We start from the raw sequence: 13190 nt of genomic DNA, 5'->3' as shown, positions 1-13190 counted from the left end.
GTACCGATCAGGTGTTGGACCGGTGCCGCGGGGGCGGGCGACGGTGAGTCCATGCCTCAGTCGACCTTCCGCAACCGCCGCGCGACCTCCCGGGACACCCCGCTGTTCACCGTCACGGCCGACACCCTGGTCGTCGTCGACTTCGCACCGCGTGGGCGGCCGGACGGCTCCCGCGGCCGGGCGCCGGGCCCGTACCGCCGTCTGTTCGCCCTGCCCGGCGCCCGCGCGTTCACCGTCTGGAACCTCGTCGCCCGGCTGCCGATGGGCATGTTCAGCGTGAGCGCGGTCATGATGATCGCCGGGGCGCGGGATTCGTACGCCCTCGCCGGTGCCGTCGTCGCGACCGGTCTGGCGGCGACCGCGGTGGTCGCCCCGTGGACGGCACGGCTGGTCGACCGGTACGGGCAGGCCCGCGTCGCCCTGCCCGCGACGGTGTTCGCCGTGCTCGGCTCCCTCGCGCTGCTGCTCTGCGTGCGCCACGGCACCCCCGCCTGGACCCTTTTCGCCGCCTACGCCGCCACCGCCACGACGCCCAACACCGGCGGGATGTCCCGGGCCCGCTGGGCCCACCTGCTGAAGGGCCGTGCCGACGCCGCCGAAGGGCTGCACACCGCGAACTCCTTCGAACAGGCCGCGGACGAGCTGTGCTTCATGCTGGGCCCGGTGCTCGCGGCCTTCCTCTGCTCGGCACTCTTCCCGGAGGCGGGCACGCTGGTGGGTGCGCTGCTGCTGCTGACGGGCGTGACCCTGTTCGCCGCCCAGCGCTCCACCGAGCCGCCGGCCGAGCGGCGCGCCCAGGGCCGGGCTCCCTTCCACGCGCCCGGGATGCGCCCGCTGCTCGTCGTCTGCCTGGCGACCGGTGAGGTGTTCGGCTCGATGGAGGTCGTCACGATCGCGTTCGCGGACGCGCAGGGGCACCGCTCGGCGGCCGGCGCGGTGCTGGCCCTCCAGGCGGCCGGCTCCTGCGCGGCGGGCCTCGCCTACGGGGCGGTGCGCCCGGCGGGGTCCGCCCGGTCCCGACTGCCCCTGTGCCTGGCCGCGATGACCGCGCTGATGGTCCTGCCGCTGCTCGCGGCGGCCCTCACCGGCTCGCTCCTGCTGCTGGCGGGGGCGCTTCTGCTGGCCGGGATGGCCACGGCGCCGACGATGGTCACGACGATCACGCTGGTCCAGCGCCGCACCCCCGAGGGCCGGCTGAACGAGGGGATGACGCTCGCGGTGACCGGCCTGCTCGGCGGGATCGCCTGCGGCAGCGCGGCCGGCGGCTGGGCCGTGGAACACGCCTCGGCGGCGGCCGGGTACGGGGTTCCGGTGACGGCGGCCGGGACGGCCCTGCTGACGGCACTGGCCCTGCCCGGACCGCTGAGCCCCCGCTCACCGTTCGGTCCGTCGAACCGCTCCGCCGATTCCCGCCCGCCCCATTGACGGCCCCCGGCTCGCACACCTTCACCGGTCGAAGCGCTTCGACACGCTTTGCCCACCCGCTCTGCCTCCCGCCCCCTCCCCCGCGAACCGTGTCAGTGGAGGACCCCCGACGTCGAAGATCGCGGATGCGGCCCGGCGCCGCGTCCGGAACGCCGGTCGCGAGCCGGGCTACCGGACGCGCCCGCCCGTACCCTTGACGCCGCCGTCCGGGGCGGCTTCCGGGTCCTGGCACCGGTGGTCCCGGCGCGCTCCGGGGAACCGCTCCCACAGCCATGCCCCGGCGAAAAGGACTGCCGAGCACGCGAACGGGGCCATGGCGTTGAACCTGTCCAACATGGCCCAGACCACGATCCCCGTCAGGAAGTTGACGCAGCCCAGGAAGGCGAACATGACCGAGTACCTTTTCGCCTCACTCATCCCCACTCCTCATACTCTTGACGGGCCGTAGCCGGCGCCGTACCGCGACGGCGTAGGACCCCCTTCCCTTACGGACGGTCGCCGTCCTCCACCCGCGAGGCCAGGGCCTCGCGTGCGACCCATGGGGAGGTCGGCCGCGCATGGCAAAGGCCCCGCCGCTGCAGCGGCGGGGCCTTTGCCCACATGGGAATTGTGGAGATGGCGGGAATCGAACCCGCGTCCAACGGTGCGGAACCAGGGCTTCTCCGTGTGCAGTCCGCTGTGCTTTTCTCGGCCCCGGAGATCACGCGGACAAGTCTCCGACGGGCTCAGTCACTGTTGGTTTTCCCTCTTCACCCCGTGACCGGGATCAAGGTTTAGTCCCCTGAATGATGCCAGGATCCGGGTCGGGAACATCCCCGGGCTGACACTCCCTTTAGTAGGAGAGCTGCTGCTCGCTACCTGAAGATCAGGCAGCGAGGGCGAGCTCGCCCTGGGAGATGGATCGCTTGGAATTGGCGATTATTTTTTTCGGCCTGTGGTTTACGAGATCATGGCCGCTTCCTCGACACGCTTCCCCTGCCTCGACAGCCGCTGTCGAAACCGATCATCCCCATGTTTTCTTCTCAAGGTGCGCACCCACTGTGGGGTGCTGTCGCCATCGTACGTGACCAACGCGGGTCGGTGCCAGCGTATTCCCGTGCGACGGGTCCGGACCGGTCCGGGCCCCCTCACGCACGGCCGTCCGCCGCGGACGGGCGCTACGCCCGCTGCTTGCGGCGGACCGCCGAGATCGCCCGCTCGGTCTCGCGGCGGTCCTGCTTCTCCCGGAGCGTCTGGCGCTTGTCGTACTCCTTCTTGCCCTTCGCCAGCGCGATCTCCACCTTCGCGCGGCCGTCCTTGAAGTACAGGGCGAGCGGCACGATGGTGTGCCCCGTCTCCTGGGACTTGGACTCCAGCTTGTCGATCTCCGCGCGGTGCAGCAGCAGCTTGCGCTTGCGCCGCGCGCTGTGGTTGGTCCAGGTGCCCTGGCTGTACTCGGGGACGTGCACGTTGTGCAGCCACGCCTCGTTGCCGTCGAGCTGGACGAAGCCGTCCACCAGCGAGGCCCTTCCCTGACGCAGCGACTTCACCTCGGTCCCGGTGAGGACCAGGCCGGCCTCGTAGGTGTCGATGATGAGGTAGTCGTGCCGCGCCTTCTTGTTCTGCGCGATCAGCTTGCGCCCTTTTTCCTTAGCCATAGTGCCGCCCATTTTGGCACTACGGAGGGGGTCCGCGGGAAACCGGTTTCGGGGGCGGGGCGTGGGGTCCGGCCGAAGGGCTCCGGGCGCAAGGCGATGCACGTGCACGGCCGCACCGGCGGGAAGCTGCCGGCGGACCGGAGGACGTCGAAGTTCCTCGAGTGGACCCGCCGAAAGCCCGAGCCCTCCGGGTTCCAGCCGCCCCTGAGCCGACGCCGTCCGTGATGTCGACGGGGTCCCCGCGTGGGAACGCGCGTTTCACGGACGGCGTTTCCGAGTGCCGGCGCCGGGAAGCGGTGGCGTGGTGAGGCGGTGGGGGTGCGAAGCGGGTGGCGCGGGCACCGGCCGTCCGGTGGAACGGCGCCTACGCCTTCAGCCCGCTGCCCACCGTCTTCGCGTCGGCGTCGTCCTGCGGCTCCGCGGGCGCCACCACCGGGACGGCGCCCGTGGTGGTCATGACCGGCGGCGTGAGCACCGAGGCGTAGTCGTGCTGGGTGGAGTAGGTGAGGAAGCCCAGGTGCGCCTCGTAGCGGTCCAGGACGTCGTCGATCACCTGCTGGTGGGACAGGCCCATGAGGTCGTAGCCCTCGGAGCCGGTCTGGGTGAACACCTCGACCCGGTAGTAGACGTCCGTCTGGCGGGACATGCGTCCGCCGAACATCGGCACCGGGGCCTCGACGGCCTGCACCTGGTAGTGGAAGTCGCGGTGCTCGGGGATCGTGACCACCAGCGCGTGGCCGGCGATGCCGGTGTCCTCGTTCGGGACCAGGTCCAGCGTGGCCTGGTAGCCCTGCTTCCCGAATTCACGGACCACGTCGGCCAGCGCCGGCTGCACGGTGCGCTCCGTGAACTGGGCCACCTGCCTCTTCGAGGGGTAGGAGCGCATCCGCTCCAGCCGCTGGCGCCAGGTGCGCTCGGGCACGTGGCCGCCGTGCGCCGCCGTCGACTGCCGGCGCAGGACCCGGCCCTCGCGCTCGGCCCGCTCCATGCGCAGGACCTTGGAGAAGGAGGCCATCACCAGCCAGGCGATGACCGTCACCGGCAGGGCGAAGATGAGTGTCGCGTACTCCATGGTGGTGACCCCGCCGGCCACCAGCATCGCGATGGTCAGCACCGCGGTGAGCACCGCCCAGAAGACGCGCAGCCACTTCGCCCCGTCCTGCGACGGTTTGGGGATCGAGGAGGAGAAGTTGGACATCACCATGGCGCCGGAGTTGGCGCTGGTGAGGTAGAAGAGCAATCCGGACAGCGTGCCGAGGCCGATCAGGAAGCCGGCGCCGGGGAACATCTCCAGCAGCGCGAACCAGCCCTTCTCCGGACTGTCCACAGCCTGTTGGGCGAACTCCTCGTTCCCGTTCAGGACCTGGTGCATGGCGCTGTTGCCGAAGATGCTCACGAGCAGGAAGTCGCAGAGCACCGGGGCGGTGATGGCGGCGATGACGAACTCGCGCAGCGTGCGGCCGCGGGAGATACGGGCGAGGAACAGGCCCACGAACGGGCCCCAGGCCAGCCAGAACGCCCAGAAGAACAGGGTCCAGCCGCCCATCCACTCGGAACCCCCCTCCTGGTAGGCGAAGGTCTGCAGGGTCCGGTCCGGCAGCGAGAAGACGAACCGGCCGATGTTCTCCACCAGGGCGTTGAGCAGGAACGCCGACTCTCCGGTCACCAGGATGTACAGCAGCATGGCCGCCGCGCCCCAGATGTTCAGCTCGGAGATCAGCCGGATCCCCCTGTCCAGGCCCGAGGTGCAGGCGACGATGGTCATGATCACTGCCACGACCACCAGCGCGATCTGCAGGGCCAGGCCCTCCGGGAGGCCGAACAGCAGGGAGAAGCCGACGTTCAGCAGCACGACGCCGATGCCCATGGAGGTGGCGACGCCGAAGACGGTGCCGACCAGGGTGACGATGTCGATGGTGTCGCCGATCCCGCCGCGGACGCGCTTGCCGAGCAGGGGGTACAGGGCGGCCCGGATGGACAGCGGCATGCCCCAGCGGTAGGCGAAGTAGCCCATGGCCATGCCGAGCAGCGAGTACATGGCCCAGCCGGCCACACCGTAGTGGAACATGGTCCAGACCACGGCGTCCTGAGCGGCCGCGGCCGTCTGGCCCTCGCCGGCCGGTGGAGCCATGTACTGGGAGATGGGCCCGGTGACGGAGTAGAAGAGCATGTCGATGCCCACGCCGGCGGCGAACAGCATGGCCACCCAGGTGAAGAGCTTGTACTGCGGCCGGGAGTGGTCGGGGCCGAGCCGGACGGAGCCCTGCTTGGACAGCGCGACCCAGAGCACGAACACGATCACCACGGTGACGGTCAGGACGTAGAACCAGCCGAGGTTCTCCGCGATCCAGGCCACCATGCCCCGCATGGTGCCGGCGGCGTGCCCGGGCGCGAACATGGCCCAGAGGGAGAAGGCGACGATGATGGCCGAGGCGATGACGAAGACGCGCCAGTTGACCTTGGGGCCGGGCTCCTCGATGAGTTCCGCGGGGGCCTTGCTGAGCTCCTGGCGGGAGACGGGAGGACGGTTCTCGGCCTCCTGGCCGTGGCGCCGCCGTTCGGTGCCGCCGAGGTGACGGCGTTCGATCGGGGCCTTCGGCTGCTCGTTCCCGGGGCGGGGCGTGTCTACGGCTTCCGGCATGCGTTCCTGTTCCTATCGGCGACAAGTTCGGGCGGGCGTCAGCGTGGGCAGAGGTCCGCGGCCTCGATCCCGAAAGAAGGGGGAGAGGCTGTGCGCAGGGGGCACAGGGGGGCACTCCGTCGTACGCCCTATCTGGCCATGTTAGCCCCGATGTCGGATATGCCCCGGGTGGCGGCTCACGAGGGCAGGGGACCAGGGCGCCGCGCGGGGCCCTGTCCGACGCATACCCGTCGTCCGCCCGGAGGGCGGGTTCGGCGGCGCGCCGGGGGTCGCTCCTCCCCTCTGCTCATGGGGGTTTCCCCTGTTCGAGCGGAGCCGAGAGGGGGAGGAGCCACGTGGGCGTTTCGGCAACGCGGCTGGGGTCCCCCCTGCCCGAAGAACTCGGGGGAGGGTGTGCCGAACGTCACTGGGCAGACGGGGGGTCTGCCGGCCAGGACCTAGCGGCCGAGGCCGGCGAGGACCGTGCCCGCCTGCTGGAGCGCTTGCTCCTCGGCCTCCAGGTCGGGGGTGATGCCCCGGCCGTCGACGCCCCGGCCGGACGGGGTGCGGTAGTGGCCGACGGTCAGTTCGGCGACCGAGCCGTCGGGCAGCCGTCCGGGCATCTGCACGGAGCCCTTGCCGAAGGTGCGGGAGCCCACCACGACCGCCCGGCCCCGGTCCTGGAGGGCTCCGGTGAGCAGTTCGGCCGCGCTCATCGTCCCACCGTCGACGAGCGCGACCAGGGGTCTGGTGGTGTCGCCGCCGGGCTCGGCGTGCAGGGCGCGCTGCTCGCCCTCGACGTCGTAGGTGGCGACCAGGCCGCCGTCGAGGAAGGCGGAGGCCGCGGTGACCGCCTCGGCGACCAGGCCGCCGGGGTTGCCGCGCAGGTCGAGGACGAGGCCGGCGTCGGCCGGCGCCTCCTCCACGGCGGCCCGGACCTCGTCGCCGGAGCCCTTGGTGAAGGCGCCGACCTTGACGACGGTGATCCGGCCGGGGAGTTCGTCCACGGTGACGGTGTCCCGGGACAGCCTGGCCCGGCGCAGGGTCTCGCTCCACGTGCGCGTGCCGCGTTCCAGGCCGAGGCGGACGGTGGTGCCGGCGGACTCGGCCGCGTCGTCACCGCGGAGCAGGGAGACGACCTCGGTGACGGGCCACCCGTCGACCCGCTCGCCGTCGACGCTGCGCAGCCGGTCGCCCGCGCGGATACCGGCGTCGGCCGCGGGGGTGTCGCTGCCCACCCTGGTCACCTCGATACGGCCGGACCGTTCGCGGGCCCACAGACCGACGCCGGTGTACCGGCCGTCGAGGGCGTCCTCGAACTCCTCGTACTCGCCCGGGGAGTAGACGGCGCCCCACCGGTCCCCGCTGCGGCTGACGGCGCGCTCGGCGGCCTCCACGGGGGACGTGCCGGCCTCCATGGCCTCCTCGGCCGCCTCGGCGACCTCCGCGTGGCGTCCGGTGGGGGCGGCCGCCTGGGTGGGGCGCGCGGCGGGCTTCCGGTCGGTCGCGGGCAGGCTGCCGGTGGCCGCGCCGGCCACGAGCACGCTCGCGAACACCAAGGTCAGGGCGGATCCGCGACGGACGCGGCGGGGCTGACAGAACAGGGCACGACCTGACATGCCGGCGAGTCTAGGACAACGCGAAGGGGCGCACGGCCGGTTGACCGTACGCCCCCTCTTGGCAAGAGTCACACCTTCAGGTACTTGCGCAACGCGAAGAAAGCAGCCAGGGCAGGCATCAGCAGACTGGTGGCGAGGATCAGCGGAAGCTTCGTCAACACCGCGTCCCAGCCGATGAAGTTGATCAGATTCAGCTTCTCCGACAGCGCCAGTCCGTTGTCGATGATGAAGTACCGGCCGACCAGCAGGAATCCGCAGGCGAGGGTGCCGCCGATGAGTCCGGCGACCGCGGCCTCCATGATGAACGGCGCCTGGATGTAGAAGCCCGAGGCGCCGACCAGACGCATGATCCCGGTCTCCCGCCGACGGCTGAACGCCGAGACGCGCACCGTGTTGACGATCAGCATCAGGGCGACGACCAGCATGAGCGCCATCACCGCGCGGGCGGCCCAGTTCATGCCGTTCAGCAGCCCGAAGAGGTTGTCCAGGATGCCCTTCTGGTCCTGCACCGACTGCACCCCGTCCCGCCCGTCGAAGGCGGTCGCGACGACCTGGTACTTCTCCGGGTCCTTCAGCTTGATGCGGTACGACTCCTGCATCTGGTCCGGGGTGAGGGAGCTGGCCAGCGGGGAGTCGCCGAACTGCTCCTTGTAGTGCTTGTACGCCGCGTCCTGGGACTCGTAGGTGACCGAGTCGACGACCGACATCTTCTCCAGGTCGCCCTTGATCTGCCCCTTCTGGTCCTCGGTCACCGCGCCCTTGGCGCAGTTGGGGTCGGACTCGGCGTCGCTCTTGTTGCACAGGAAGATGGAGACGTTGACCTTGTCGTACCAGTAGCCCTTCATGCTGCTGACCTGGTCGCTCATCAGGAGCGACCCGCCGAACAGGGCGAGCGACAGGGCGACGGAGACGACGACGGCGAAGGTCATCGTCAGATTGCGGCGGAGACCGACACCGATCTCCGACAGAACGAACTGGGCGCGCATGGCGTGGGGTTAAGCCTTTCCGTTCCTCGTCAGTGCTGGTAGCCGTAGACGCCGCGTGCCTGGTCGCGGACGAGGCGGCCCTTCTCCAGCTCGATGACGCGCTTGCGCATCTGGTCCACGATGTTCTGGTCGTGCGTCGCCATCACCACGGTGGTGCCCGTCCGGTTGATGCGGTCGAGCAGCTTCATGATGCCCACCGAGGTCTGCGGGTCGAGGTTGCCGGTGGGCTCGTCGCAGATGAGCAGCTTGGGCCGGTTGACGAAGGCCCGCGCGATGGCGACGCGCTGCTGCTCACCGCCGGAGAGCTCACCGGGCATCCGGTCCTCCTTGCCACCGAGCCCGACGAGGTCGAGCACCTGCGGCACGGACTTGCGGATCTCGCCCCGGGACTTGCCGATGACCTCCTGCGCGAAGGCCACGTTCTCGGCGACCGTCTTGTTGGGCAGCAGGCGGAAGTCCTGGAACACCGTCCCCAGCTGGCGCCGGACCTGCGGCACCTTCCAGTTGGAGACGCGCGCGAGGTCCTTGCCCAGGACGTGCACCTGACCGTGGCTGGCCCGCTCCTCGCGGAGGATCAGCCGCAGGAAGGTGGACTTGCCGGAGCCCGAGGACCCCACGAGGAACACGAACTCGCCCTTCTCGACCTCCAGGGAGACATCTCGGAGGGCAGGACGGTTCTGCTTGGGGTAGGCCTTGGAGACGTTGTCGAATCGGATCACGGGTGCACCACGGGTCGCCGGGGGTAGATGTGCGTGACCTTACGCGAAGCGGAAGCCCGACCGCAGTCACCGGAGTGGGTTGCGCGCCACTTGCGCGCTTTATGCCGGATGTGCGGCGGGCCCGCCGGCCCGGGGTCGGGGGTGGGCAGGATACGGGGGCCGCGCCGATTTCCGGGGAACCTGGCACAGTGGTGGGGGGAACGTTCGCGCCGCCGCGGGCGTTGTACTGACTGGAACCGGTGCGAGGAAGGAGAGCGGATGACGTACGACCGGCTGGTGTGCGCCAACTGCGCCGCACCCGTGAGCGAGGGCCGGTGCCCGGTGTGCCGTGCGAGCCGCGAGCGGATGCAACAGGTGAACTTCTTCGCGGGCCTGAACCCCATGACGCTGATCGCGCTGCTGGCTGTCCTGGTCGCGGCGGTGGCGCTGCTCGCCCACCAGACCGTCTGACCGTCGCGGATCCGCCGTCCGGCGCGGAGAACCCCGAGCACGCCCGAGGGGCCCGGAGCACATGTGCGCTCCGGGCCCCTCGGCCTGTGTCCCTGCCCTGCGTACGGTGCGTACGCGCGGCGTCACCGTCAGGCGGCGGCGCCACCGCGGCCGGTCATGAGGCGCGGCAGCACGCGGAAGCCGATGCCGCCGGCGATCATCGTGGCGGCGCCGATCACCAGGAAGGTCATCTCGGCGGCGCCGGTCTCGGCGAGCTCCTGGCCGTTGCCCTGGGCCGACGTGGCGGGCTCGTCACCCGTGTCGGTGAGGGCCGAGGAGCCCTGCTCCTGGGTGGAGACGTCGGAGCCCCCGGCGGGGTTGGCGGCGTTGCCGCCACCGCCGTTGCCCTTGCCGTTACCCGGGGTGCTCGGGGCCGTCGTGGGGTCCTCGGTCGGATCCGTCGTGGGGTCCTCGGTCGGGTCCTCCGTCGGGTCCTCGGTCGGATCCGTCGTGGGGTCTTCGGTCGGGTCCTCCGTCGGGTCCGTCGTGGGGTCCTCGGTCGGGTCCGGGTCGGTCGGAATGGTGGGCTCGGTCGGGTCCGGCTCCGTCGGGTCCGTCGGCTCGGTCGGCTCGGTCGGGTCCGCGTCCTCGAGGTTCACGTTGACGCCGACGTTGGCGCCCTGGCTCCCGACACCGGCGTTCACGCCTATGCCGAGGGCGGAGGCCGCGCCGGCGGCGGTCAGCGAGGCGCCGCCCGCGATCACGGCAGCGGCCGCGATCCGTGCGACACGGATACGCGTCTTCTTGGTCATCTGGTTGCTACCCCCAGTAGCTCATCGTCAATGAGGCGGCGCTCGGGGCCGTGATCAACGGGGGTCACTGCGGTGAAACGCCCCCCGGTTCACATGCGCCCCAGAGATACGCATGCCGCGCCTCACCCTTCCCACTTTTCAAATCGACGTCAAGGCCGTTGCGTACGCGATGTCCACCTCCGCACGGTTTGCCGGTCGTCGAAGCTGTGAGTGTGATGCAAAACCCCGACATCCTCGACATGAGAAAGGCAACTGCCGCCCCGAGGGCGGCAGTTGCCTTGTCGACAAAGCGCTGTCAGCGCGGGGATCACTTCTCCCGCTGCTTGCGCCAGCGAATTCCGGCCTCCAGGAAGCCGTCGATCTCACCGTTGAACACGGCTTCGGGGTTGCCGACTTCCTGCTCCGTGCGCAGGTCCTTGACCATCTGGTAGGGGTGCAGCACGTACGAACGCATCTGGTTGCCCCAGGAGTTGCCGCCGTCGCCCTTGAGGGCGTCCATCTTGGCCTGCTCCTCCTGGCGGCGCCGCTCCAGCAGCTTGGCCTGGAGGACGTTCATCGCGGTGGCGCGGTTCTGGATCTGGGAGCGCTCGTTCTGGCAGGAGACCACGATGCCGGTCGGGATGTGCGTGATGCGCACCGCGGAGTCGGTCGTGTTGACGCCCTGGCCGCCGGGGCCCGAGGAACGGTAGACGTCGACGCGCAGCTCGCTCTCGTCGATGTCGACGTGGTCGGCCTTCTCGACGACGGGGAGCACCTCGACGCCCGCGAACGAGGTCTGGCGCCGGCCCTGGTTGTCGAAGGGCGAGATGCGCACCAGTCGGTGCGTGCCCTGCTCGACCGAGAGGGTGCCGTAGGCATAGGGCGCCTGCACGGCGAAGGTGGTCGACTTGATGCCGGCCTCCTCCGCGTACGACGTCTCGTAGACCTCGGTCTTGTAGCCGTGCTGCTCGGCCCAGCGCAGGTACATCCGCTGGAGCTTCTCCGCGAAGTCGGCGGCGTCGACGCCACCGGCCTCCGCCCGGATGTTGACGAGCGCCTCACGGGCGTCGTACTCGCCGGACAGGAGGGTACGGACCTCCATCTCGTCGAGCGCCTTCCGGACGCCCTCGAGCTCGGCCTCGGCCTCCGCGCGGGTGTCCGGGTCGTCCTCCTCCTCGGCCATCTCGAAGAGAATGGCGAGATCGTCGATCCGCCCGCGCAGCGTCTCCGCCTTCCTGACCTCGGCCTGGAGGTGGGAGAGCTTGCTGGTGATCTTCTGCGCCGCCTCCGGGTCGTCCCACAGGGAGGGCGCGGCCGCCTGCTCCTCGAGCACGGCGATGTCTGCCCTCATCCTGTCGAGGTCCAGAACGGCCTCGATCGACTCCATGGTCGAGGAGAGGGACTTGAGCTCTTCGGATACATCGACGACTGCCACACCCCCAGCGTAACGGCTCGCTCGAGCCGCCCCTACCGAACACCGGGCCGGAATCCCCACCGGCGGTGTCAGTGCGGGTCACGCGTGGGGCGGGTGCGACTCAAGGGGTGGCTGGGGCCGAGTTGTTGCTGTCGTTGCCGCCCTTGGGGTTCGTTCCCGGCTCGTCGTCCGAGGTGGCCAGCCAGGCACCGGCGCCCACCGCGGCCAGCAGGGTCACCGCCAGCACGGCCAGGGTCAGCCGGCGTCGGCGGGCGAGCGCGCGGTTGCGGGCCGAACCGGGGCGGCGGGCGCCGCTCGCGCGGGGGGCGCGGGCCGTGCCGCGGGCGCCGCCGGCCAGCTCGTCGGGGCTCGGTACCCGCATCGAGGTGTGGGTGTCCCGGTTGGAGTCGGCCGGCCTCGCGCCCGGCACCAGCGGGACCGCGCCGCGCCGCCGCACGGGCACCCCGGTGCCCGGTGCCGGGCCGGAGGCCGGGGTGCCCCCTTGCTCCGGCCTCTCCGTCCTGTCCGGCCTCTCCGGCTCCACCGGGTCCGTGCCCGGCTCGTCCACGTCCAGCGGCGGCATCCCCGCCAGCATCGGCAGCAGCTCCCGCAGCCGTGTCCCCAGCTCCGAGGCACGCAGCCGCGAGGCCGGCGCCTTGGCCAGGCACTGCACGAGCAGCTGCCACAGCTCGTCGGGGATGCCGGGGAGCGGGACCACCGACTCGGTGACGTGGCGGCGCAGCACCGCCCCGGGGTGTCCGCCGCCGAACGGCGTGAAGCCCGCGAGCAGCTCGTACAGGACCGTGGCGAGCGCGTAGATGTCGACCGACGCGCGCGGCGGCAGGCCCTCCACGATCTCCGGCGCCAGGTAGTCCGGCGTCCCGATGATCTTCGTGACCCGGGTGCGGCGCGGGGTGTCGATGAGTTTGGCCACGCCGAAGTCGGTCAGCAGGGCGCGGTGCGAGCCGCCGGGGCCGAGCGGGCCCTGCATGTCCAGCAGCACGTTCTCCGGTTTGACGTCCCGGTGCACGACCCCCGCCGCGTGCGCCGCCGCCAGGCCGTCCGCGATGTCGGCGACGATCGTCACCGCGGCCTCCGGCGCGAGCCTGCGCTCCCGGTCGAGCCGGGTGCGCAGATCCGTGCCGCGGACCAGGTCCATGACCAGGGCGAGATCGTTGCCGTCGACCACCAGATCGCGCACCGAGACGATGTGCGGGTGCTCCAGACCGAGCAGGGCCGTCCGCTCCCCCACGAAACGCCCGACGAGCTCCTGGTCGGAGGAGAGGTCCTCGCGCAGCAGCTTGATGGCGACGGGGCCTCGCGGCCCTTCGCCGAGCCACACCGTGCCGGCGCTGCCCCGGCCCAGGATCTGGTGGGCGGTGTACCGGCTGCCGATCTTCCGTGCCAAGACTGCTCCTACCGACGCGTGTTGCCGCCAAAGCTACGCGCCTCGAAAGCCGACGTTCACCGGGGACGGCGAATTCACCCGCCGGGTGTCGACAAATCGGCAAACAAGTCGGAACCGCCCCCGGAAGGGGGCGGGCGTCCCT

11 protein-coding genes and 1 other RNA gene are annotated in these 13190 nt (G+C 70.9%); 2 read left to right on the top strand and 10 right to left on the bottom strand.

The annotated features are described in order from the left end of the window. Positions 1-51 precede the first annotated feature (51 nt). Positions 52-1425 carry an MFS transporter gene (locus AB0I73_RS09925; RefSeq protein ID WP_363035606.1) on the top strand — a complete coding sequence of 458 codons (1374 nt, stop codon included), beginning with the start codon at positions 52-54 and terminating at the stop codon, positions 1423-1425. Between the two features lie 168 nt (positions 1426-1593). Here the strand turns inward: AB0I73_RS09925 and AB0I73_RS09920 are convergent, their stop codons facing one another. The 7 genes from AB0I73_RS09920 to ftsE form a co-directional block, all read right to left on the bottom strand. After that, entirely contained in the window at positions 1594-1842 is a 249-nt protein-coding gene (locus tag AB0I73_RS09920; protein ID WP_363035604.1) for a hypothetical protein, read from the bottom strand. Positions 1843-2032: 190 nt separating this feature from the next. Next, positions 2033-2436: a transfer-messenger RNA gene (ssrA, locus tag AB0I73_RS09915) on the bottom strand. Positions 2437-2582: 146 nt separating this feature from the next. Beyond that, positions 2583-3062 (bottom strand): SsrA-binding protein SmpB, encoded by a 480-nt coding sequence (gene smpB / locus AB0I73_RS09910; RefSeq protein WP_109378307.1) that lies wholly within the window; start codon positions 3060-3062, stop codon positions 2583-2585. A 364-nt stretch (positions 3063-3426) separates the two neighbouring features. Then, complete coding sequence (betT, locus tag AB0I73_RS09905) at positions 3427-5703, bottom strand: choline BCCT transporter BetT (protein WP_363035602.1); 2277 nt, start codon at positions 5701-5703, stop codon at positions 3427-3429. A gap of 437 nt (positions 5704-6140) precedes the next feature. Further along, positions 6141-7301: a S41 family peptidase gene (locus AB0I73_RS09900; protein ID WP_363035600.1), complete on the bottom strand. Its 1161-nt coding sequence runs from the start codon at positions 7299-7301 to the stop codon at positions 6141-6143. Positions 7302-7369: 68 nt separating this feature from the next. Continuing rightward, a complete protein-coding gene (ftsX, locus tag AB0I73_RS09895; protein WP_109378303.1) occupies positions 7370-8287 on the bottom strand; it encodes a permease-like cell division protein FtsX in 918 nt (305 codons plus the stop codon). Positions 8288-8316: 29 nt separating this feature from the next. After that, positions 8317-9006 carry a cell division ATP-binding protein FtsE gene (gene ftsE / locus AB0I73_RS09890; RefSeq protein WP_109378302.1) on the bottom strand — a complete coding sequence of 230 codons (690 nt, stop codon included), beginning with the start codon at positions 9004-9006 and terminating at the stop codon, positions 8317-8319. Between the two features lie 258 nt (positions 9007-9264). Between ftsE and AB0I73_RS09885 the strand changes: the two genes are divergently transcribed. Further along, the gene (locus tag AB0I73_RS09885; RefSeq protein WP_109378301.1) at positions 9265-9456 is read left to right on the top strand and encodes a hypothetical protein; all 192 of its coding nucleotides are present in this window, start codon (positions 9265-9267) and stop codon (positions 9454-9456) included. 128 nt (positions 9457-9584) lie between these two features. Here the strand turns inward: AB0I73_RS09885 and AB0I73_RS09880 are convergent, their stop codons facing one another. The 3 genes from AB0I73_RS09880 to AB0I73_RS09870 form a co-directional block, all read right to left on the bottom strand. After that, a complete protein-coding gene (locus tag AB0I73_RS09880) occupies positions 9585-10247 on the bottom strand; it encodes a hypothetical protein (protein WP_363035597.1) in 663 nt (220 codons plus the stop codon). 307 nt (positions 10248-10554) lie between these two features. Beyond that, complete coding sequence (gene prfB / locus AB0I73_RS09875) at positions 10555-11661, bottom strand: peptide chain release factor 2 (protein WP_361448803.1); 1107 nt, start codon at positions 11659-11661, stop codon at positions 10555-10557. A gap of 100 nt (positions 11662-11761) precedes the next feature. Beyond that, positions 11762-13048, bottom strand: coding sequence for a protein kinase (locus tag AB0I73_RS09870; RefSeq protein ID WP_363035594.1), 1287 nt, complete (start codon positions 13046-13048; stop codon positions 11762-11764). Between the last annotated feature and the right edge of the window lie 142 nt (positions 13049-13190).

It is taken from the genome of Streptomyces sp. NPDC050388, assembly GCF_040655635.1.
Taxonomy (GTDB): Bacteria; Actinomycetota; Actinomycetes; order Streptomycetales; family Streptomycetaceae; genus Streptomyces.
Note: the sequence above shows the minus strand (reverse complement) of the source record. Positions and strands in the feature narration are given on the sequence as shown.

Coding starts and splice junctions, on each gene's coding strand:
- ftsX (WP_109378303.1), bottom strand. CDS start 8,287: ATGCGCGCCCAGTTCGTTCTGTCGGAGATCGGTGTCGGTCTCCGCCGC.
- AB0I73_RS09900 (WP_363035600.1), bottom strand. CDS start 7,301: ATGTCAGGTCGTGCCCTGTTCTGTCAGCCCCGCCGCGTCCGTCGCGGA.
- AB0I73_RS09880 (WP_363035597.1), bottom strand. CDS start 10,247: ATGACCAAGAAGACGCGTATCCGTGTCGCACGGATCGCGGCCGCTGCC.
- AB0I73_RS09885 (WP_109378301.1), top strand. CDS start 9,265: ATGACGTACGACCGGCTGGTGTGCGCCAACTGCGCCGCACCCGTGAGC.
- AB0I73_RS09920 (WP_363035604.1), bottom strand. CDS start 1,842: ATGAGTGAGGCGAAAAGGTACTCGGTCATGTTCGCCTTCCTGGGCTGC.
- AB0I73_RS09925 (WP_363035606.1), top strand. CDS start 52: ATGCCTCAGTCGACCTTCCGCAACCGCCGCGCGACCTCCCGGGACACC.
- betT (WP_363035602.1), bottom strand. CDS start 5,703: ATGCCGGAAGCCGTAGACACGCCCCGCCCCGGGAACGAGCAGCCGAAG.
- smpB (WP_109378307.1), bottom strand. CDS start 3,062: ATGGCTAAGGAAAAAGGGCGCAAGCTGATCGCGCAGAACAAGAAGGCG.